The following is a 22,458-nucleotide window of genomic DNA, read 5'->3' on the forward strand; positions in this document are numbered from 1 at the left end:
GCATAAATTTTTTTTTAGTAAAGCTTTTTATTACAATCCTCTCATATATTCTTCTTTTAATGATATATTCCCATTTATTGCGTCATCTAAAGTTTTTAATAGATTTTCTTTATCTTTATTTAAAGTAGCTCTTAAGTTTAAATAGTTTGAGGCATGATTTGAACGAAATACTGCATTTGAGCAGTTTAGATTTTCAATTAACAATTTTGTCTCTTTTAAAATATCCTTAGGTTCCAATAAATTAAATTCGCCATTTTCAATTTGTTGTTTTAATACTGTACCATCTTCAACCATAAGAGTTAATAGCCCTATATATTCAGGATCCATTTCAGATAAAACTTCTGCAGTTTTAATGGCATGTTCTTCCCATAATTCACATCCTCCAAGACCCGATATAACAGTTACAGATATTTTTAGTCCTGCATCTTTAGCTTGTTTTGCTGCTTTTATCATTTCTTTTGCAGATGTTCTTTTTTTGACTTTCTTTAGTATTGTGTCACTTCCAGATTCAAGGCCTATATATAAAAGTTTTAATCCTTTTTCTTTTAATACTCTTAAATCTCTTGGCTTTTTAAATAAAATACTTTTTGCTGTTGCATAACATGATACTTGCTTGCATTCCGGAAAAGTTTCTTTTATATAATCTAGAACTTCGTTTAAAGTTTCCATGTCGCTAAATAGTGCGTCGCCGTCAGCTAAAAATATTTTTTCTACATTATCATATGTCCTTCTTGCTTCGCTTAAATCTGCAAGTATATAATTTAAATTTCTTATTCTGAATTTTTTATCTTTATACATACTGCAAAAAGTACAGCTGTTTTGTGAACATCCTATTGTTACTTGAACAATAAGGCTATATGCTTCGCTTGGTGGTCTGTATACAATTCCTTCGTATCTCATATTATCTCCTTCTTGTTAAAATAAGAAGCTTCATTAAGAAGCTTCTTAATAGTATATTTCTTCTTTTATTTCCTTTTCTTTTTCTTCGCCTTCTAATGCTTTTAGAATTTCAAAACCAAAATCGATACTTGCTGCTGCAGATCTTCCTGTTATAAAGTTTTTATCTTTTACAACATATTTGTCTACATATGTTCCACCAAAATCTTCATTCATTGATGTAAAACATGTGTAATTTTTGTCTTTTAAGTATCCAGCTCTGCCTAAAATAGTAGGACCAGCACAAATTGCACATATTAATTTATCTTTATCATTAAATTCTTTTATTAAGGCTTGTACTTCTTTACTTGCTTCTATTGCAACATATTCCGGTCCGCCAGGTAATATTAAAGCACTGTAATCATCACCGTTTAGTTTTGAGAAAGGTTTTAAATTTGTGCATGTAAGACCGAATCTTCCTGTTGCATCTTTATCAAGTAGTGAATAAATATCAACTTCAACTCCGCCTCTTCTTAAAATTGCATATGTTCCGATTGCTTCAACTTCTTCAAATCCGTCTGTTATTACCATACATACTTTCATATTTATATATCTCCTTTATCATTATTATCATATTAATAATTATATTATATCACTTATTCTTGATAATAGGGGATAGATTTTATGTATATAATATTTATTTAATATGTGTAAACGAATAAAATATATTTGTTGATTTATATATAGATAGTGTGTATTATATTATATATAGAATATCGAGTGTGTAAAATGGAGAGGTAAACTTATGAACAGAAAGGAGTTAGTATATGATATTTTAAGAAAATATCAATATGAACGAGAAAATGTAAAAAATGTAGAAGATATTGGTCTTGATGCCAGTGAAATATCTGAGCTAATTAATGCTGATAGAAGTAATACAAGTAGGTATCTTAACGAACTTGTGAAAGAAGAAAAAATTATAAAATTAGATGGAAGACCCGTAAAGTTTGTTGAAAAAGAAATATACAATAATTTTATAAACGAAAAAAATAATGATATAGAAGATGTGGATCCTTTTAAAAATCTAATTGGTTTTAACTCATCTTTAAAATCTCATATTGAGCAGGCAAAGTCAGCGGTATTATATCCGCCAAGAGGGCTTCATACTTTAATTACAGGTCCCACAGGTACAGGAAAAAGTACTTTTGCGGAAAAAATATATGAATATGCAATAGAAATGAAGACAATAGATAGCGATGCAAAATTTGTTGTTTTTAACTGCGCTGAATATGCAGAAAATCCTCAACTTGTAATGTCTCAGCTTTTTGGTCATATTAAAGGAGCTTTTACGGGTGCAGATAAAGAGAAAAGCGGACTTATTGATGAAGCGAACGGCGGAGTTCTTTTCCTAGATGAAATTCATAGACTTTCTCCCGAGTGTCAAGAATTACTGTTTATGTTAATGGATAAGCATGTATTTAGAAGACTTGGAGAAACAGGAGGACAAAGAAAAGCAGATGTTCTTATTATTGGTGCAACCACTGAAGATATAAATGCTTCTTTGCTTCAAACTTTTTTAAGAAGAATGCCTGTTACAATTAATCTTCCTTCGTTAAAAGAAAGGCATTTATCTGAAAGATTGCAGCTTATAGAAAGTATATTGTCAAGTGAGCAGACAAATATGGATGTTTCCATAAGAGTTCATAAAGATGCTTTGATTGCTCTTTTATTATATGAGTGTAAGGGGAATGTCGGACAGCTTAAAGCTGATATTCAACTTTTGTGTGCAAGAGGCTTTTTGGATTATAAAGTGCACAATAAAAAATACGTGGAAATTTGTACATCTATACTTCCTGAACATATACAAGAAGGTCTTTTATATTCAAAGAATAAAAATGATTTGATTGACTTTATTAAAAATTCGGAAGAATATCATTATTTTAATAATAAAGAATTTGCAGTAGAACAAAATAGTGATTCCAATCTTGTTGCTCATATCAATGATAAATATAACGATTTTATCAAAATGGGAAGAAGTAGCATGGAGATAAGCAATATAATAAATTCTGATTTGGACGAATATTTCAATCAAATTTTTGAAAAATACAAAATAGATGAAAGAGATATTCACAAAGAAAGTTTATTAAAAATTGTTGATATTAAGGTATTGGAAACTTGTGAAGATGCAATTCAATTTGCGGAAATGAAGCTTGGAAGAAAGCTTTCTGACAGAATAAAAATAGGAATGATAATGCATATTAATTCCATGGTTGCAAGAGTTTCAAACGGAACATACATAAAAAATGATAAGATAAATGAAATTGTACTAAATAATCCAAAGGAACTAAAGATTGCCAAATTTATTTTTGCTTTATTGGAAGAGGATTTGAGTATAAAAATTCCAAAACATGAAATTGGATTTTTAACTATGTTTTTATGTGCGCCGGAAGAAATAGAAAACAAAAGTAATATAGGCGTTATTGTAATGGCTCACGGAAACTCTACAGCAAGCAGTATGGCTGATTTTGTAAATAATTTATTAAATACGCACCATTGCAGAGCTTTGGATATGCCTATGGATATGAGTACAAGCACTGCATTAAATAACCTTTGCGATATGATAAATGATACCGATGAGGGCAGAGGGGTACTTCTTCTTGTAGATATGGGTTCTCTTAATATGATGGGAGAAATGGCCATGAAAAAAACAGGAAAGAATATTTGTACTGTAGAAATGGTATCTACCTTACTTGTTATAGAGGCTGTCAGAAAGGCAAGCCTAAGAGATACGGATTTAATTTCCTTAAAAAAAGATTTAGAAAATATTTATCAAAATTTACACAGTAAAATAAGTGTTTTACCTGCGCCTTATGAAAAACAAAAAACAATTATAACAACCTGTATTTCAGGAAAAGGTGTTGCAGTAAAAATTGATAATATAATAAAAGAATCCATTGATGTAAATAAATATAATGTGGTAATAAAACATTTGGATATATTAAGTGCAGACAATATTGACAAGGTTTTAGAAGAAAAAGGAATAAGCGATGTTATAGCTGTTGTGGGAACAGTGGATTTAAAAATTAATAATATTCCATTTATTCCTATAAATGAGCTTATTGTAGGAAACGGAATAAGTATTTTACATCAGTTGTTAAATGGTCAGAAGTATATTCAAAATCAAGAAGATACAATTATTAATAAAACGGTTGTTAAAGAAACCTTAAAAAATATACTTACATTTTTAAATTATGAAAAAGCAAGTGTACTTTTGATTGACGCTTTTAATGATATTTTTTCAAAATTGGCACTTCCTGTTGGGAAAGATGTATTTTTAAGATTTATTATGCATACAGGATGTATGCTTGAAAGAGTTATAAAAAACGAATCTATTCCACATCTTAATGCAGGAGAATTTATAGAAGAACATAAGGAAGAGTATAAAATAATAAAAGAAGCGTTCTTTAAATGCGAAGAAGATTTTAATATTTTTATACCAAAGGATGAAATTTCTTATATAATAGAGCTTTTACATTAATACACAGTAAAATTATTTTACAGTAAAACTTACACAGTATAATTATAAAAAATTTTTTAAAAATTTTTTTAAGTCAAATACCTGTTATTTGGCTTATTTTTTTATAAATTCTAATTACACACAAAAGTTGGCACGCTTTTTGCATTATATATGGCAAATGATAAAAGAAAAATGAAAGGGGGTAAATTCATGATTGGGATATTAGTAGTAACACATGGAAATGCCGGAATAGAATTAGTAAAAAGCAGCGAGTTAATTATCGGGCATCAAGAAAAAATAGATGCGTTATCTTTAAATCATGGGGATGATATTAATGAACTTGAACAAAAGGTGGCAAAAAAATCAGCCGAGCTTGATGATGGAAGCGGAGTTCTTGTAATGGTTGATTTGCTTGGCGGAAGTCCTTGCAACGTAACAGGTAAGAATATAAAAGGTTCTGACAATATCGAATGCTTGACCGGTGTAAACTTACCTATGCTAATCGAAGCAATTGCTTCAAGAGAAAATAATTCCTTAAAAGATTTGGTAAATATTGCAAAAGATTCATCTCTTCAAGGAATTAAAGATTTAAGAAGTCTTATGTTTAATTAATTTTTTATATTGTCATTATTCATAAAAAATAAAAGGAGGAGGTAAAAATGGCAAAAATTAATCTTGTTAGAATCGACAGCAGACTTATTCACGGGCAGGTAATAACAAAATGGTTAAAAATGTCAGGTGCGAACAGAATAATCATCGTTGATGACGAACTTGCAAAAGATGACTTTATGTCTATTATCTATACAACTGCAGCTCCAAAAGACGTTAGCGTAGAAATACTTAGTGTTGAAGATGCTAAAAAGGGCTGGATGGAAAATGAACTTGGAAACGGAAATTTATTAATTTTATTTAAAGATATTAAAACATGTTATGAACTTAAAAATGAGGGAGTTAATATTGAAAAAATCCAAATTGGAGGACTTCCAAGTGCTCCGGGTAGAACTGTTATTTTAAGAGCAGTATCATTTGATGAAGATGACGTTTCAAAATTAAAAGAACTTCATGATGCAGGAGTTGAAATAAATATACATATTATTCCTGAAGAACCAAAAATGAACTATGAAAATATGATTAAAAAATTTGAAGAAAAAAAATAAGAAATAGTTAAGGAGAAATATTATGTTATTAACATTAGCGATTGTAGCCGGTCTTTGGTACTGGATTAGTCAAAGTAAATTAGGTTATACATTCCACTGGGCGATTTGCCAACCGATCGTTATGGCACTGCCTTTTGGTCTTATATATGGAGATGTTGCAAAAGCAATGATTATAGGGGCATCTCTAGAAATGGTATATCTTGGTATGGTTGCTGCCGGAGCAAATATTCCAGCAGATGAAAGTTTAGCAGGCGTTATTGCTATTCCAATAGCTTTAGTTTCAGATATTCCTGCTGCAACAGCAGTTACACTTGCAATTCCTTTTGGTTTACTTGGTGTATTACAAGATCAAATCAGAAGAACAATTCAAGCAAGTTTTGCTCATAAAGCAGATAAATATGCAGAAGAATGCAATATTAAAGGAATAGAAAGATGTGCGATATTATTCCCTTTAATTTTAGGATTTTTCTTAAGATTCCCACCTGTATTTTTAGCTAATTATTTTGGAGCGGGTGTTGTAGAAAATATTTTAGCGGCTATACCAGTTTGGTTAACTCATGGTTTAGAAGTTACAGGCGGCGTATTACCTGCACTTGGTTTTGCTATTACAGTATTTATTATTGGAAAGAAGACATATTTACCATTCTTTATTTTAGGATTCTTTATGGTTCAATACTTACAAATTAGTGTAATGGCAGCTGCAATATTCGGAACATGTATGGCATTACTTATTATCTTCTTAAGAAGAGAAAATCAAAATACTACAACCTAAAAGGAGATTAAAATGAAACAAGAAAATATGGAAAAAAATTTAGTTAACGAAGAAGTTAATGAAGTTGTTGAAAATAAAGAAGAACAAGCAGAAAAAATAACACAAAAAGATATTAATAAAGCATTTTTCAGATGGTGGGTTGACGTTGAAGTTGCAAGCTCATATGAAAGAATGCAAGGTATTCCATTTTGTTATTCAATGATACCAATTCTTAAAAAGTTATATAAGAAAAAAGAAGATTTAAGTTATGCTTTAAAAAATCACTTAAACTTCTTTAATAGTCAAGGTACATGGGGTACACCTATTCACGGTATGACTATAGCAATGGAAGAAGAACTTCATGATGGCGATAGAGAAATGAGAGAAAATGCAATTACAGGTATTAAAACCGGTTTAATGGGACCTCTTGCAGGTATTGGAGATACCATTGACTGGGGTACATTAAAAACAATTATTGCAGGTATTGCGGTTACTTTTGGTATAACAGGTAGTGTATTAGGTGCGATTATTCCATTTGTATTCACAATCATTACATTCTTAATTGGTAAATATTTATGGAATATGGGATACAAACTTGGAAAAGAATCAGTTAAGAATATTCTTCAATCTGGTTGGATTAATGAACTTATTTCAGGTACAGCTATTTTAGGGTTATTCATGATGGGTGCTTTAGCATCAAGTTATGTTAAATTAACTATTCCAATAGCCTTTACAGTTGGTGGTGCAGAAATGACAATTCAAGGTATCTTGGATAGTATTGCTCCTGGATTATTACCTCTTGGTGTTGTATTTGGTATTTATTACATTCTTAAAAATAAAACACAAAAATATGGACTTATTTCAATCGGTATAGTTGCAATATCAATTTTAGGTGCAATGATAGGATTATTTTAAATAGATACATATATAAATAATAGATAAATTAGATGAATTTTTAGGAGGATTTAGACGGATATGTTAGTCAGAATGGATGAAATTTTAAAGAAAGCTAAAGAAGGAAAGTATGGGGTTGCGGCGCCAAATGTTTATAACGATATTAGTGTAAAAGCTTGTTACGAGGCTGCTGATAAATTAAACTCTCCAATTATTTTAGATTGTGCCGGACTTCCTTTCCTTGAAGAAACTGCGGATATCGTAAGATTTTATGAAAGAAAATACCCACATGTTGTAGCAGCATTAAACTTAGACCATGGCGGTCCTTTTGAAGAGATTGTTCATGCGATTAAATATGGTTTTACATCTGTAATGATAGATAGATCAACTCTTGAATTTGATGAAAATGTAAGAGAAGTAAAAGAAGTTGTAAAAATTGCCCATGGTGCAGATGTTTCTGTTGAAGCTGAACTTGGACATGTAGGACAAGGCTTTGAATATGAACAAACAAGAGATGCTGGTCTTACAAAAAAAGAAGATGCTTTAAGATATATTGACTTAACAGGTGTTGATTGTCTTGCTGTTGCAGTTGGAACATCACATGGTACATATAAGGGAACTCCACATTTAGAGTTTGAATTATTAGATGATTTAAGTAAATCAATTGATATTCCTCTTGTATTACATGGTGGTTCAGGTACAGGAGATGATAACTTACAAAAAGCAGTACAAACAGGTATTCAAAAAGTTAACTTATTTACAGACTTAAGTACAGCAGCATTAAATGCAATGGTTAAATATCTTGACTTTGACTGGGACGGTATGAAACAAGACGGTTCAAAAGGTGAATTTGGTAACTTAAAAGCTAATTTATGCGATATTTCAATTGTCGCAAAAGACGGTTTTGTTGAATCTTTAGAACATTACATTAAACTTTTTGGTTCAAACGGAAAAGCTTAATTTATAAAAAATTAATTAAAATAAACTGTATAAGGAGATATTATGAACAACTTTAATTTTTTATGTGATACTAAGTTTATTTTCGGTAAAGAAACCGAAAAAACTGTAGGCAGTGAAATAAAACAATATGGTAAAAAAGTCTTATTTGTAAATGACGGCGGGGATTATTTAAAAACAACCGGTTTATATGATTCTGTTGTAAATTCTTTAAATGAAGAAAATTTAGAATTTATAGAATTAAGCGGTGTTAAAGCAAATCCCGAAGTTGAACTTGTAAGAGAAGGTATTGAAATTTGTAAAAAAGAAAACATTGATTTTATTTTAGCAGTAGGTGGCGGAAGCGTTATTGACACTGCAAAATCAATCGGTGTAGGTGTTTATTACAACGGTGATGTATGGGATATTTATGAAGGAGTTGGAACAATAAACGATACTTTGCCAGTAGGTGTTGTTCTTACAATTCCTGGAACTGGAAGTGAATCAAGTATATCTTCTATTTTAACAAACGGTAATTCTAAAAGAGCCATTGATGATGTAAGAATGAGACCTGTATTTGCAGTTATGAATCCTGAACTTACATATTCTCTTCCTCCATTCCAAACAACAGCAGGTTGTGTAGATATTATATCTCATGTATTTGAAAGATATTTTACAAACACAAAACATGTTGAATTTACTGACAGATTATGTGAAAGCACAATTAAAACAATTATTGACAATGTATATAAAGTTTTAAAAGATCCAAAAGATTATGAAGCAAGAGCAGAAATAATGTGGGCTGGAACAATTGCTCATAACGGAATTTTAGGAGTAGGCAGAGACGAATGCTGGGGCGCTCATATGATAGGCCATGAACTTAGCGGTGAATATAAAATTACTCACGGAACAACACTTGCTCTTATTCTTCCTCATTGGATGAAATATGTATATAAACATGATGTAATGCGTTTTGTAAGATATGCAGTAGAGGTTTGGGGAATCAGACAAAATTATGATGATCCTGAAGAAACAGCTCTTGCAGGTATTGCAAAAACAAAAGAATTCTTTGAATCAGTTGGACAACCTACATGTTTAAAAGACGTAAACGTAGGGGATGAAAAAATCGTTGAAATGGCAGAAAAATGCACAAAGAACGGTAATGTAGGCGGATTCGTTTCACTAAGCAAAGAAGATGTAATCAATATTTATAAAAGTGCTTTAGAATAAAATTATATGGTAAAAAGGAGAAATAAAAATGGACATAAAAGAAATGAAATTTTCAGTTTTAACAGAAAAAGGACATGCAGAAGTTAGAACAAGACCTTTACCTGAACTTGGCGACAGACAAGTTTTAATTAAACAAGAAGCTTGTAATATATGTACAACAGACTATGGTCAATGGTTAGGACTTAGAGAACATCAAGGCTATCCTATGGCAGGCGGTCATGAAGGCTCTGGTACAATCGTAGCAAAAGGCAAAAAAGTAATGGATTTTGAAATCGGAGACAGAGTTGCAATGGCTTATGATGGATGCGGAGAATGTGAATCTTGTAGAAAAGGTGATGTTTTACATTGCACCGATACTTCTATAACAGGAAGAACAGAAGATGGTTATTTAGGTGCTTTTGGTTTTGCAAATTATGCTGTTAGAAATGCAAGAAGCGTTATCAAAGTAAGTAAAGATTTATCTCCTAGCGAAGCTGCTTTCCTTGAACCATTGGCAACTGTTGTAAAAGGACTTAAAAAATTAAGAGTAAAACCTATGGAAAATGTAGTAATCATAGGTGCAGGTACAATGGGACTTGTTAATGCACAAGCTGCAAAAGCAAACGGATGTAGAGTTATTGTTTCAGAAGTAATGGAAAAGAAACTTGAAACTGCTAAAGCTATGGGCTTTGAAGTTATCGATGCAGGTAACTGTGACCCAGTTGAAGAAGTTAAAAAACTTACAGGCGGTGTAGGCGCCGATGCAGTTATTGTTGCTGTAGGTTTAACACTTGCAAATAATCAAGCTATTGAAATGTTAAAACCAACAGACGGAAGAGTATTATTCTTTGCTGCCGGATATCCTGCTCCACAGCTTGAGTTTGATTCAAACTTAGTTCATTATAAGAGACTTGAACTAATCGGTACATTTGCAGCAGATTCAATTGACTTCTTCACAGCTGGAAGAATGTTAAGTGATAGAAGCGTAGATGTTTCAAAAATTATTGAGCCAACTAAATTTAAACTTGATGATGTACAAAAAGCCTTTGAAATGGCTTCAAAACCTGGTATGTATAGAGTAAGCGTACTACTTCAAGATTAATTATAAAAATGTTCGAATAAAAATAATAAATACTTTAAAATTAAAATTGTCAAAGGAACTATGTAATATAGTTCCTTTTGGTGCTGTTATAAACTTATGTAAATAATTGGTGTGTTTTTATAATTAATTTTGTAGCAATAAATTTTAATATATGTTATATATGGTATCAGGAGGAAAGGCTTATGATAAAGTTAGAGCAATCTCAAAAACAAAAGCAGCAGCTAGTAATGACACATGAAATGAAACAGGCTATACAACTTTTACATTTTAATGTCTTTGAACTCAGTTCTTTTATAGAAAATGAGGCTGATTTGAATATTTTTATAGAATATGAAAATCCCATAAAAAAAGATATTACAGGATCTATGGAAAGGGAAGAATCTATAATAACTGAAAGCGAGGAAGATGATGGGAACTCTTATGTTTTCACTTCTAACAGCGGATTTAACGAAAGTATTGCAAAGGATTTATCAGGACAGACTTTAAAAGAAAATTTATTATTTCAAGTAGGGCTTTTAGATATAAATAAAGACGATAAGTTTTATTTGGAATATTTAATAAATGATGTTGACTCAAAAGGATACTTGAATATAGATACTAAAGCAGTAAGTTCTGTTTTATCTTTAAAAGAAGAAAGTATTATTAGATATATAAATATTTTACAGTCTTTTTCTCCTTGTGGGGTCTGTGCTAAAAGCCCAATTGAGAGAATCGAAATACAACTTAAAGAAAAAGGAATTTATAAAGAAGAACATTCTATACTATTAAACAACTATATGGAAAATATAGCTTATGGCAAAATAAATTCAATACATTTAAAAACAGGTTTTGACATAGATTATATTAATGATTTGATAGAAGATATAAAGTCTTGTAACTTGAATATAGCAAGTGAGTTTATTGAAGATGAGGATAATTTATACATATATCCTGAGCTTAGGGTCGTTGAAAAGAACGGGAAAATTATAGTATCATTAATTGAAGATAACACTCCTTCAATACAAATGGATAAAAGTTCTTTAATAGAAATGAGTCGTTTTGCAAATGACAAAGATTTATCGAGTTTTTATAAAGAACATTATGATAAGGCTTTGTTTATAATAAGTGCAGTAAAAAAACGAAAAGAAAATATGCTTAAGGTTACAGAAGAGATATTTAAGGTTCAAGGTGAATTTTTAAAGAATGGTAATTTAAAACCTCTAAAAATGTCTGATATAGCAAATGAGTGTGATATAAATGTTTCTACCGTAAGCAGGATAGTAAATGAAAAATATGTAGAAACAAAAAGAGGTGTATTTCCTCTTAAGTCCTTTTTCAAACAGACAGTTGGTGGTAACAGTGAATTAAATGCGAATGAATGCACTGATGATGAAATAAAAAATCAAATAAAAGTTATTATCGAAAAGGAAGATAAGAAGAAGCCTTTTAGTGATGAAAAAATATCTAAAATGTTAAAGGAAAAAGGGTGTGCAATTTCAAGAAGAACCGTTAATAAATATAGGGGACAAATGGGTATTCCTTCAACAACAATAAGAAGAAAAGATTAAAAGCAGAAGTAAAACTTCTGCTTTTTAATAAAAAAGTTTTGATTTTTTATGGCGGGGGTAGCAGGACTCGAACCCGCGAATAATAGAGCCAGAATCTATTGCCTTACCAACTTGGCGATACCCCTATATTTATAAAATATGATATACCAACAAAATATATTTATCAAGTAGAAAATAAAAAACAAATATAAAATAAAAAAATCGAATGATTGCTCATTCGATTAATTATCTGCTTGGCAGGGGTAGCAGGACTCGAACCTACGATCACGGAGTCAAAGTCCGTTGCCTTACCGACTTGGCTATACCCCTGTGTTCTGGGGTGAAAGATGGGATTCGAACCCACGGCCTCTGGAGCCACAATCCAGCGCTCTAACCAGCTGAGCTACAATCACCATCAAACATCAAAGTTTATTTTTGTTTTTATGGCGCGCCTGAAGGGATTCGAACCCCTGACACACGGCTTAGAAGGCCGTTGCTCTATCCTGCTGAGCTACAGGCGCATATTTTAAATTAATGGAGCGGGTGAAGGGAATCGAACCCTCGCGACTGGCTTGGAAGGCCAGGGCTCTACCACTGAGCTACACCCGCATCTCACAAATGCTTAAATAGTATACCCCATAATTTTAATCTTGTCAACACGTTTTTAAAAAAAATATTTAATATTTTTAAATATTTCTTTTTTATTAAATTATACACGAATATGAAAGAGTGTTTTTGCCTATTATAAAAGGGTTTTATTCATTAATAAATATATGTGGTGTAAATTTAATTTTATTTATTATAAATTGTGATATAATAAAATAAATTAGGGATTTAAGGAGAATATTTATGGAAATAAATACAAAGCATTTATTTGAAAACTATAATATGTATGACGGTAAAGAAGTTACCGTTGACGGATGGGTTAGAACAATTCGTTCTTCAAATCAATTTGGGTTTATGGAAATAAACGACGGAACCAATTTTAAAAATGTACAGGTTGTTATTGAAAAAGATAAAATAGAAAACTATGATGAGGTAACAAAATTTCATGCTTGCAGCGGTGTTAAGGTTGTGGGAATATTAAATGTTACTCCTGATATGAAACAGGATTTTGAAATAAAAGCAACTAGCGTTACTCTTCTTGCAGATAGTGATAACTCTTATCCTCTTCAAAAGAAAAGACATACTTTTGAATATATGAGAGAGATTGCTCATTTAAGACCAAGAGGAAACAGCTTTAATGCAGTCTTTAGGCTTCGTTCATTACTTGCATATGCAATACATGAATTTTTCCAAACAAGAGACTTCGTTTATGTTAATACTCCTTTAATTACTGCAAGTGACTGTGAAGGTGCCGGTGAAATGTTCCAAGTTACTACACTTGATATGAAAAATCCACCTTTAAATGATGAAAATAATATTGATTATACAAAAGACTTCTTCTCTGCTGAAACATATTTGACAGTATCAGGACAATTGCAAGCAGAAGCTTATGCTATGGCATTTAAAAATGTATATACTTTTGGTCCTACTTTTAGAGCTGAAAATTCAAATACCCCTCGTCATGCTGCTGAATTTTGGATGGTAGAACCTGAAATTGCTTTTGCTGATTTAAATGATGATATGAATATGGCAGAAGATATGATGAAATATGTTATAAGTTATGCACTTGATAAAGCAAAAAATGAAATTGAATTTTTCAATAAATTTATAGATAAAGGACTTATTGAAAGACTTGAAGGTATAGTTAATTCAACATTTAAAAGAATTACTTATACCGAAGCTATTGAAATTTTGAAAAATGCAAAAGAAAAATTTGAGTACCCTGTTGAGTGGGGACTTGATCTTCAAACAGAACATGAAAGATATTTGACAGAAAAGCATTTTAAAGCTCCTGTTTTTGTTACAGATTATCCAAAAGAAATAAAAGCTTTCTATATGAGAATGAATGATGATAATAAAACAGTTGCGGCTGTAGACTTATTAGTTCCGGGCGTTGGTGAAATTATCGGAGGAAGTCAAAGAGAAGAAAGACTTGATATTTTGGAAAACAGAATGGATGAACTTGGAATGAACAAGGAAAGTATGCAGTGGTATTTAGACCTTAGAAGATATGGCGGAGTTAAGCACGCAGGCTTTGGACTTGGTTTTGAAAGACTTGTTATGTATCTTTCAGGAATGAAAAACATAAGAGACGTTATTCCTTTCCCAAGAACAGTAAATAATGCAAAATTTTAAGATAGGGGATAAATATGTATAAAATTTTAGCGCTGGATATAGATGGAACATTATTTAATGATAAAAAACAAGTAACACCAAAGACCGTAGATGCGATAAAAAAATGTAAAGATTTAGGTGTGTATGTTGTTTTATCAAGCGGAAGATATTATAAAGGTGTACTTCCTATTGCCGAAAGTCTTGAACTTGATAATTGTTATCATGTTGCGGATAATGGTATAAGTTATTTTAATACAAAGGGAGAAGTAAACTTTATAAAAGTTTTTGATAAAGAAGATTACAAACGTCTTGTAGAACATTTGAGAAAAACATGTAAATCTTTTGTGGTTACAAATGAAATGGGAATGTGGTATGAAACTGAAGATAAAAGCTGCGTTACTACAATGCGTCCAAATAATGGTGATGCTCATTTTATCAAGTTAAAAGATATTTTAGATGTTCCAAATCCATTTAAAATTTGTGCATATTATGAAACCGAAGAAGATGTAAATAGAATATTATCAAAGGAATATGAAACAATAACGGGGTGTGTTTCTTACAGAGTGTTGATAGATTTTTATCCTAAAGGGATAGATAAATTTGTTACATTAATGGAAGTTGCCGATAAATTAAATGTAAAAGAAGAAGAAATTATTGCAGTGGGAGATAGTGACAATGATCTTCCTTTAATTGAAAATGCTGCGCTTGGTGTAAGTGTTGCAAACGGCAGTAAAAAACTAAAAGAAGCAAGTGATGTTGTTTTGGATCTGGATAATAATAACGATCCCGTATGTTATGTTATAGAAAATATAATAGAGAGAACGTTGTATACGGGAATGTTTTAAAAGGAGCGTAATGCTCCTTTTAAAATAATTTTGATATTTCTTCTAAAAACAATTTTAATTGTGCAATAGTTATTGCAGCGATAAAATGATAATCTTTTTCGTTTGGGTGCTTATCTTTAAATATGAGGTATTTATTATCACTTTGTTCCAGTTCAATATGAAAATGGGCTAATGAGTTTCTTAGTTTTATAATATATAAAGGATATTTATATTCATTTTTTTTGTTCGATTCTATGTTTTTTATAATAGTAAAATGTTTACCAATATATCTTGAGATTTTTTCAGCAATATCTGTATTTATATGTATGCCATTAAAGTTAGTATTACTTTTTATTTTGTTTTCATATTCTACAAATAGTAGTCCATATAAGGTTTCAATAAGAAATGTTGGGTTTAGTAAGTAATGTTCCTTCCCAAGTAAATTTTTTTCTTCAAGAAATTCTTTTATTGTTTTATCATAATTTTCTTTATTTAAAAATTCTTCTAAAATTCTAAAACTTACCCATGAACCATTTATAAAAAATTGTTTATCCATTATAATTTTTTCTTCTTCCATAATTAAGACCTCTTTCTATATTTTTTATTATATTATACTTAAAATATTTTGAATGTAAAAGTTTCTATGTTGTTTGAAAGATGAAAGAATGGTGTTATAATATCTGTTAAAAAATAAGAACAAACGTGGAGGTGGCTATGTATAAAGGTGGACTTGTTCTTGAAGGCGGCGGTATGAGAGGTGTCTATACTGCAGGTGTTTTGGATTTTTTTATTGATAAAGATATATATTTTGAAAATACTTATGGAGTTTCTGCAGGGATTTGTCATGCTTGTTCCTATCTTGCAAAACAAAGAGACAGAGCTTACAGAGTAAATGTTGATTATCTTGATGATAAAAGGTATGCGAGTTTTTATAGTCTTGTTACAACAGGGGATTATTTTGGGGTAAAAATGGTATATGAAGATATTCCAAACAAATTATATCCTTTTGATAAAAAGACTTTTGAAGAATATGAAGGAAATTTATATTCTGTTGTTACAAATATGAAGACCGGGGAGGCTGAATATATAAAACTTAAAGATATGGATAAAGATATTATTTATGTAAGAGCTTCCAGTTCTCTTCCTTTACTTTCAAGGATTGTTAAGGTTGATGGGAAAGAATATCTTGATGGAGGGATAGCAGATTCTATTCCTATTGAAAAAGCTATAAAAGATGGAAATGAAAAAAATGTTGTTGTGCTTACTCAGCCTAATGGATATAGAAAAGAGAAAAATAAGCTCTTGCCTGTAATGAAAATAAAATATAAAAAATATCCCAATTTTATAAATTCAATGGCAAACAGACATATTAATTATAATAATTCATTAGATAAAATTAAGGAAGAAGAGGAAAAGGGAAATGTTTTTGTTATAAGACCAAGCGAAAGTTTGGATATAACAAGACTTGAAAAAAATAAATATAAACTTGAGGCATTGTATAATCTTGGTTATAATGATGCAAAAAAAGCTTATAATAAATTATTAAACTTTATATCTAATTAAAAAAGAACCTTAAGGTTCTTTTTTTATTAATTTTTCTTAATAACTATTAAAAAAATTTAATAACATCTTAAACTGGGCTTCAATATTTTATTATTTTAAAAATTTATAATGATATTACAGAATAACTACATGCTTTGCAAAGTTTTATATTATTTTTAGAAGGTGGAATCTATGAAAAAAGATGTTTTAGTTGTTTTTGGAGGAGCTTCATTTGAGTATAAAGTTTCTTTGGAAAGTGCTTACTATGTTATTAAGTCAATCAATAAAGCTAAATATAATATTCATTTACTTGGAATAAAGAAAAATGGAAATTGTTATTTGTATGAAGGTGATGTGAATCTAATAAAAGATGATAGATGGTTTGATGATGAAACTTGTTATAAAGTTTTTCTTCCTATGGCTAAGGATGCAAATGGGATTAATTATATAAAAGAAGATAAGGTTTATTTTAAACATATAGACGTTGTTTTTCCCGTTCTTCACGGAAAGAACGGAGAAGATGGAACAATACAAGGTCTTTTAGAATTTACAGGTATTCCTTTTGTTGGGTGCGGTGTGTTGTCTTCTTCATTATGTATGGATAAATATAGAGCTCATAAGCTAGTTGAAGATTTTGGGTGTAAAGTTCCAAGTAGTATATTGATAGATGATATTAAGGATAGAGATAAAATTTTAAATTTTATTGATGATGTAGGCTTTCCTGTGTTTGTAAAACCTTTAAAATCAGGCTCGTCTTTTGGCATTACTAAAGTAATAAGTGAAGAAAGATTATATAAAGCATTAAAGGAAGCTTTTCGTTATGATGATAAAGTTGTAATTGAAGAAAATATTGATGGATTTGAAGTAGGGGTAGCTATTCTTGGTAATAAAAAAATTGTTACAGGTTTGATAGATGAAATAGAAACCGGAGGAAAGTTCTTTGATTATAACGAAAAATACACTCTGGAAAAATCACTAATTCACTTGCCTGCAAGAATAAATAATGAACTTGAAAAAGAAGTTTTAGCTTTAGCAGAAAAAATATATAAAATTTTAGACTGCAAAGATTTTGCAAGAGTTGATATGTTTATAGATAAAAATAACAACATATATTTTAATGAAATAAATACCATTCCCGGGTTTACCCTTCATAGCAGATATCCAAATATGTTAAAAGGTGTAGGTATAAATTTTGATGCAATTGTAAATACACTTATTGAAATGGGTGGCGGTGATGAAACTATTTATTAATAATGATATGGTTTATGACGGTGAGCTAGTTTTAGTAAATAGAAACTACCCTTTAAAAAGTGAACCTTTAAAGTCTGGTATGAAAAATATAGATTTTGAAAATGGTATTTATATAAAAAGTAAAATGGCATTTATGCTTAAAGAACTTCTTTTTGATATTGGTGTTAAAGATGAATTTGTATACGTAAGCGGTTTTAGAACTTTGACAGAACAAGAAAATATTTATGAAAGTTCTATAAAAGAAAATGGTGTTAATTTTACAAATAAATATGTAGCTTATCCTATGTGTAGTGAACATCAAACAGGGCTTGCTATTGATATAGGTAAAAGATGTGAAGATGTTGATTTTATAAGACCTGATTTTCCAAATAGTGGGATTTTTAAAATTTTTAAACAAAGAGCCGTTAAATATGGTTTTATAGAAAGGTATAAAAAGAATAAAGAAAAAACAACTGGAATATCTTATGAACCGTGGCATTTTAGATATGTTGGATATCCGCATTCTTTAATTATGGAAAAAGAAAATTTGTGTTTGGAAGAGTATATCGAATATGTTAAATCTTTTAAACATAAAGAAAAAAGTTTGTTTTATAGTGACATTAATAATTTGATAGAAATATTTTATGTTCCATTTGAAAAGGACGGATATATAGATATACCCGATAATATTTCTTATACGATATCAGGTAACAATATTGATGGTTTTATTGTTACTCTTTGGAGAAGTTAAAATGGAAAAAAGAATAGGGTATGGCGGAATTGATATTTTTAAGTTAATTGCTGCGTTTATGGTTGTTGCGATACATATCTCTCCATTATCTTCTTTTAATGAAAGTCTTGATTTTTATATTACATATGTATTGTTTCGTGTTGCAGTACCGTTTTTTTTAATGGTATCAGGGTATTTTGTTCTTTATAAAGTGTTAACATATTCTAATGGTGTAAATATATTAATGGCTTTTATAAAGAAAATTGTTGTTTTATATTTGCTTGCAACATTATTATATATTCCAATAAATTTGTATGCCGATAGTTTTGAAGATATTAAAAGTATAGGCAGTATTTTAAAAATGTTTTTATTTGACGGGACATTTTATCATTTATGGTATATGCCATCTGTCATTATAGGAAGTATATTGATATTTATTTTAAGTAAAAAATTGAATTTAAAGCAGGTTTTTGTAATAACGTTGATTTTATATGTTATGGGACTTTTGGGAGATGGTTACTATGGAGTTATATATAATGTAAAATACATAAAGTGTTTTTATGATTTTCTTTTTAAATTTTTCGACTATACAAGAAACGGTATTTTTTATGCACCGATATTTTTAATGATAGGTGTTTTACTTAGAAGTAGAAAGAAGGTTTTAAAAAGAAGTGTAAATATTTATGGACTGACTTTGTCTATTATATTTCTTTTAATTGAAGGGATGATGCTTAGAAATTTAAATTTACAAAGGCATTCCAGTATGTATATTTTTCTTGTTCCTTTAGTTGTGTTTTTATTCTCTTTTATTTTGAGTTTTAATATAGAGAATAAAAAAACATTAAGAAGTTTGTCTATGTATGTTTATATAATTCATCCTTTTATAATTGTTTTATGCAGGTTCATATTAAAAAATATTGTATCATTAAATATTGTAATAAATAACTCGATGTTATTATATATATTGGTTTGCATTTTTTCTTATTTATTTTCTGAGAGTATTAGGAAATTATTTTCTTATAGAGGGATAATAAATGGAAAATTATAAAAGAGCTTGGATGGAAATAAATCGAAATAATTTAATTTATAATGTAAACCAATTTAGAAAAATACTGGGAAGTAGTTGTAAATTGATGCCTGCAATAAAAGCCAATGCGTATGGTCATGGAGATGTTGAAGTTGCAAGTATTTTAAATGAAGAGGGTGTATATGATTTTTGTGTAGCGAGTTTGGATGAAGGTATAAGACTCCGTAAAAGTGGTATAGCCGGGAATATATTGATTCTTGGGTATACAGATGTAAGTTTTGCATATCTTATTAAATTATATGATTTAACTCAGACTGTTATTAATTATGAATACGCTTTAATGCTTAATAACAGTAAAATAGATATTAGGGTTCATATTGCAGTGGATACAGGGATGCATAGACTTGGGGAAAGTTTTTATTCTGTTAATAGTATTTTAGATATACTACGTTTAAAACATTTAATTGTTGAAGGTGTGTTTAGTCATTTATGTGTAAGTGATAGTTTAAGTAAGAATGATATTATGTTTACAAAACTTCAGATAAAGAGATTTGAAAAAGTTAGAAAAATTTTAATAAAAAGAGGATATAAGGATTTAAAATATCATATTCAAGGAAGTTATGGAGTTTTGAATTACCCAAATTTAAAATATGATTATGCAAGAATAGGTATTGCTCTTTATGGTATTTACAGTAAAAGTGAAGATAAAGTTTTGTGTGATATTAATCTTAAATATGTTATGACGTTGAAGTCCAGAGTAGAGCTTGTTAGAGATATTGGTGTTAGTGAAAGGCTTGGGTATGGACTTGATTTTAAAGCAAATAAAAAAATGAAAATAGCAGTTATTTGTATAGGGTATGCAGATGGTATTCCAAGAAACCTTTCAAATAAAGGGTATGTTTTGATATGTGGCAGAAAAGCAAAAATAGTTGGGCGAATTTGTATGGATCAGCTTTTTGTTGATGTAAGTAATATAAATGAGGTTAAGATTGGAGATGAGGTTGTTTTAATAGGTGAAAATCTAAGTGCAATGGATATGGCAGATGTGGGAGGTACAATTTCAAATGAAATTGTAAGTCGTTTGTCGAAAAGAGTATCAAGAGTGATTATATAATGTATTTTATATGTTTTATTTTTTAATTTATTTCTAAATTTCGTTTTATATGTATAAAAAATAAAGTATTAGTGCTATAATGTTATGAAAAATGAAAAATAAATTAAAGAGGTAATATTGTAATGAGTGAATGTTCACATGATTGTTCAAATTGCAGTGCAAATTGTTCATCAAGAAAACAAAGCAGAGAGGATTTTCTTGTAAAACCTCATAAAAAAAGTAATATAAAAAAAGTAATAGGAGTTGTAAGCGGTAAAGGCGGTGTTGGTAAGTCTTTAGTTACATCTTTACTTGCATCAAACATGAAAAAGGCTGGATACAATGTAGGGATACTTGATGCTGATATTACAGGACCTTCAATTCCTAAAATATTTGGTGTAAGCGGTAGTGTTTATGCAACAAAAGAGGGTGCATATCCTAAGAAGAGCGAAGGCGGAGTTGATATTATGTCAATAAATCTTCTTTTGGAAGATGATACAAAACCTGTTGTTTGGAGAGGACCTGTTATTGCAGGGGCTGTTGGTCAATTTTGGACTGATATAATTTGGGAAGATGTTGACTATATGTTTGTTGATATGCCTCCCGGAACAGGTGATGTTCCTTTAACTGTTTTTCAAACAATTCCTGTTGATGGAATTGTGATTGTTACATCTCCTCAAGAGCTTGTTTCTATGATTGTTGAAAAAGCTGTTAATATGGCCGAAATGATGAATATCAATGTTCTTGGACTTGTTGAAAATATGAGTTACATTGAATGTCCAAATTGCCATGAAAAAATAAGTGTATTTGGCGAAAGTCATGTTGATGAAGTAGCTAAAAAATATGGATTAGAAGTTCTTGCAAATATTCCAATTGATCCTGAAATTGCTAAAAAATGCGATGAAGGTAAAATTGAACAGCTTGATAAACAATATGTTGATAAAGCAGTTGAAAAATTAAAAAATCTGTAAAGGGTGTATAAAATGATAAAACATATAGTTTGCTTTAAATTAAAAGATAATAGTGAAAAGGCATGCAGAATGGCTAAAGAAACTCTTATGTCTATGAAAGATCATGTATCATTAATAAAAGATATAAATGTAGGAATAGACTTTCTTCATTCTGAAAGATCTTATGATTTGATACTAGAGGTTTTATTAGAATCAAAAGAAGCTTTAGATGAATATCAAAAAGATCCATATCATTGTGATGTTGTAAAAAGTTATATGCACAAGGTGAGAGAGACTAGTGTGGCAGTAGATTATGTCATTGAATAAGATTATATAAAGAAAAAAAGAAAAATTTGCAAAAAACAGTTGACAATAAGGAAATAAAGTGATAATATAACAAAGCTGTTTCGAGCGGTAAGCTGAAAAAGCATACGAGAAGGTTGTCAATGAAAAAAAATGACAAAAAAAGTTAAAAAAGTAGTTGACAAGAGATTGAGTATGTGGTATTATAATTCAGCTGACTCTGAAAGAGGCGGCGAGATAATAAGACAAAAGAATAAAAGAGAAAAGATGATATGAATTGCTATATGCAAATTTAGTCAGTGAGATTTGAGTAAAGAGTCGGATTAAGATTTAAGATGTAAACAATCGACCGAGAGGTTGATGCGATAAATTATATTGAGAGTTTGATCCTGGCTCAGGACGAACGCTGGCGGCGTGCTTAACACATGCAAGTCGAACGAGAAGCTTATGAATGATTCTTCGGAAGATTTTATAAGTGGAAAGTGGCGAACGGGTGAGTAACGCGTAGGTAACCAACCTCATACAGGGGGATAGCCCAGGGAAACTTGGATTAAACCCGCATAAGACCACG

22 protein-coding genes, 4 tRNA genes and 1 rRNA gene are annotated in these 22,458 nt (G+C 30.0%); 20 read left to right on the top strand and 7 right to left on the bottom strand.

What is annotated here, in order from left to right; all coding sequences use genetic code 11:
* Positions 1-30 precede the first annotated feature (30 nt).
* Positions 31-900 carry a radical SAM protein gene (locus V2W16_RS06285; protein ID WP_329383189.1) on the bottom strand — a complete coding sequence of 290 codons (870 nt, stop codon included), beginning with the start codon at positions 898-900 and terminating at the stop codon, positions 31-33.
* A 45-nt stretch (positions 901-945) separates the two neighbouring features.
* Entirely contained in the window at positions 946-1,479 is a 534-nt protein-coding gene (locus tag V2W16_RS06290) for a DJ-1/PfpI family protein (RefSeq protein WP_329383192.1), read from the bottom strand.
* A 202-nt stretch (positions 1,480-1,681) separates the two neighbouring features.
* Here V2W16_RS06290 and V2W16_RS06295 point away from each other — a divergent pair, with 202 nt between their 5' ends.
* The 9 genes from V2W16_RS06295 to rpoN all read left to right on the top strand — a co-directional run bounded on the left by V2W16_RS06295 (position 1,682) and on the right by rpoN (position 11,989).
* Entirely contained in the window at positions 1,682-4,414 is a 2,733-nt protein-coding gene (locus tag V2W16_RS06295; protein WP_329383196.1) for a sigma-54-dependent transcriptional regulator, read from the top strand.
* Between the two features lie 189 nt (positions 4,415-4,603).
* Positions 4,604-5,005, top strand: a complete 402-nt coding sequence (locus V2W16_RS06300) for a PTS sugar transporter subunit IIA (RefSeq protein WP_329383200.1) — start codon at positions 4,604-4,606, stop codon at positions 5,003-5,005.
* 47 nt (positions 5,006-5,052) lie between these two features.
* Positions 5,053-5,550 (top strand): PTS sugar transporter subunit IIB, encoded by a 498-nt coding sequence (locus V2W16_RS06305; protein WP_329383203.1) that lies wholly within the window; start codon positions 5,053-5,055, stop codon positions 5,548-5,550.
* A gap of 22 nt (positions 5,551-5,572) precedes the next feature.
* Positions 5,573-6,322, top strand: a complete 750-nt coding sequence (locus V2W16_RS06310) for a PTS mannose/fructose/sorbose/N-acetylgalactosamine transporter subunit IIC (protein WP_138268282.1) — start codon at positions 5,573-5,575, stop codon at positions 6,320-6,322.
* A 12-nt stretch (positions 6,323-6,334) separates the two neighbouring features.
* Positions 6,335-7,216: a PTS system mannose/fructose/sorbose family transporter subunit IID gene (locus tag V2W16_RS06315; protein WP_329383207.1), complete on the top strand. Its 882-nt coding sequence runs from the start codon at positions 6,335-6,337 to the stop codon at positions 7,214-7,216.
* A gap of 60 nt (positions 7,217-7,276) precedes the next feature.
* The gene (locus V2W16_RS06320; protein WP_329383209.1) at positions 7,277-8,155 is read left to right on the top strand and encodes a class II fructose-bisphosphate aldolase; all 879 of its coding nucleotides are present in this window, start codon (positions 7,277-7,279) and stop codon (positions 8,153-8,155) included.
* A gap of 42 nt (positions 8,156-8,197) precedes the next feature.
* Positions 8,198-9,361, top strand: a complete 1,164-nt coding sequence (locus tag V2W16_RS06325; RefSeq protein ID WP_329383211.1) for an iron-containing alcohol dehydrogenase — start codon at positions 8,198-8,200, stop codon at positions 9,359-9,361.
* A gap of 28 nt (positions 9,362-9,389) precedes the next feature.
* Entirely contained in the window at positions 9,390-10,442 is a 1,053-nt protein-coding gene (locus V2W16_RS06330; RefSeq protein WP_329383214.1) for a zinc-dependent alcohol dehydrogenase, read from the top strand.
* A 182-nt stretch (positions 10,443-10,624) separates the two neighbouring features.
* Positions 10,625-11,989: an RNA polymerase factor sigma-54 gene (gene rpoN / locus V2W16_RS06335; protein ID WP_329383216.1), complete on the top strand. Its 1,365-nt coding sequence runs from the start codon at positions 10,625-10,627 to the stop codon at positions 11,987-11,989.
* Between the two features lie 234 nt (positions 11,990-12,223).
* Here the strand turns inward: rpoN and V2W16_RS06340 are convergent.
* The 4 genes from V2W16_RS06340 to V2W16_RS06355 all read right to left on the bottom strand — a co-directional run bounded on the left by V2W16_RS06340 (position 12,224) and on the right by V2W16_RS06355 (position 12,577).
* Positions 12,224-12,298: transfer RNA gene (locus tag V2W16_RS06340), tRNA-Gln, on the bottom strand.
* A 6-nt stretch (positions 12,299-12,304) separates the two neighbouring features.
* A tRNA-His gene (locus V2W16_RS06345) sits at positions 12,305-12,381 on the bottom strand.
* A gap of 31 nt (positions 12,382-12,412) precedes the next feature.
* Positions 12,413-12,489: transfer RNA gene (locus V2W16_RS06350), tRNA-Arg, on the bottom strand.
* Between the two features lie 14 nt (positions 12,490-12,503).
* A tRNA-Gly gene (locus tag V2W16_RS06355) sits at positions 12,504-12,577 on the bottom strand.
* A gap of 240 nt (positions 12,578-12,817) precedes the next feature.
* Here V2W16_RS06355 and asnS point away from each other — a divergent pair.
* Together asnS and V2W16_RS06365 are read left to right on the top strand one after the other, a co-directional pair.
* Entirely contained in the window at positions 12,818-14,209 is a 1,392-nt protein-coding gene (gene asnS / locus V2W16_RS06360; RefSeq protein ID WP_329383219.1) for an asparagine--tRNA ligase, read from the top strand.
* 14 nt (positions 14,210-14,223) lie between these two features.
* A complete protein-coding gene (locus V2W16_RS06365; RefSeq protein ID WP_329383222.1) occupies positions 14,224-15,033 on the top strand; it encodes a Cof-type HAD-IIB family hydrolase in 810 nt (269 codons plus the stop codon).
* A gap of 19 nt (positions 15,034-15,052) precedes the next feature.
* Here V2W16_RS06365 and V2W16_RS06370 read toward each other — a convergent pair whose 3' ends face one another.
* Positions 15,053-15,589: a HEPN family nuclease gene (locus V2W16_RS06370; RefSeq protein ID WP_329383225.1), complete on the bottom strand. Its 537-nt coding sequence runs from the start codon at positions 15,587-15,589 to the stop codon at positions 15,053-15,055.
* A gap of 137 nt (positions 15,590-15,726) precedes the next feature.
* On the opposite strand from V2W16_RS06370, the gene V2W16_RS06375 reads away from it, so the two are divergent.
* From V2W16_RS06375 to V2W16_RS06415, 9 genes are all read left to right on the top strand, one after another.
* Positions 15,727-16,575 (top strand): patatin-like phospholipase family protein, encoded by an 849-nt coding sequence (locus tag V2W16_RS06375; protein ID WP_329383228.1) that lies wholly within the window; start codon positions 15,727-15,729, stop codon positions 16,573-16,575.
* Positions 16,576-16,746: 171 nt separating this feature from the next.
* Positions 16,747-17,805, top strand: a complete 1,059-nt coding sequence (vanG, locus tag V2W16_RS06380) for a D-alanine--D-serine ligase VanG (RefSeq protein ID WP_329383231.1) — start codon at positions 16,747-16,749, stop codon at positions 17,803-17,805.
* Positions 17,789-18,535 (top strand): D-alanyl-D-alanine carboxypeptidase family protein, encoded by a 747-nt coding sequence (locus V2W16_RS06385; RefSeq protein ID WP_329383234.1) that lies wholly within the window; start codon positions 17,789-17,791, stop codon positions 18,533-18,535. The genes vanG and V2W16_RS06385 overlap by 17 nt, the downstream gene beginning before the upstream one ends.
* A 1-nt stretch (position 18,536) precedes the next feature.
* Positions 18,537-19,562, top strand: coding sequence for an acyltransferase (locus V2W16_RS06390; protein WP_329383237.1), 1,026 nt, complete (start codon positions 18,537-18,539; stop codon positions 19,560-19,562).
* Positions 19,549-20,655: a serine racemase VanT catalytic subunit gene (vanT, locus tag V2W16_RS06395; protein WP_329383240.1), complete on the top strand. Its 1,107-nt coding sequence runs from the start codon at positions 19,549-19,551 to the stop codon at positions 20,653-20,655. Before V2W16_RS06390 ends, vanT begins: the two co-directional genes overlap by 14 nt.
* Before the next feature lie 122 nt (positions 20,656-20,777).
* Positions 20,778-21,605, top strand: coding sequence for an Mrp/NBP35 family ATP-binding protein (locus V2W16_RS06400; RefSeq protein WP_329383243.1), 828 nt, complete (start codon positions 20,778-20,780; stop codon positions 21,603-21,605).
* Between the two features lie 12 nt (positions 21,606-21,617).
* Positions 21,618-21,911: a Dabb family protein gene (locus tag V2W16_RS06405; RefSeq protein ID WP_329383246.1), complete on the top strand. Its 294-nt coding sequence runs from the start codon at positions 21,618-21,620 to the stop codon at positions 21,909-21,911.
* Between the two features lie 129 nt (positions 21,912-22,040).
* Positions 22,041-22,163: a hypothetical protein gene (locus V2W16_RS06410; protein WP_329383249.1), complete on the top strand. Its 123-nt coding sequence runs from the start codon at positions 22,041-22,043 to the stop codon at positions 22,161-22,163.
* 95 nt (positions 22,164-22,258) lie between these two features.
* Positions 22,259-22,458: ribosomal RNA gene (locus V2W16_RS06415) — 16S ribosomal RNA — on the top strand; the annotation flags it as partial.

Origin of the sequence: Anaerofustis butyriciformans (assembly GCF_036289385.1) — a bacterium.
In the GTDB taxonomy this organism is placed as follows: Bacteria; Bacillota; Clostridia; order Eubacteriales; family Anaerofustaceae; genus Anaerofustis; species Anaerofustis butyriciformans.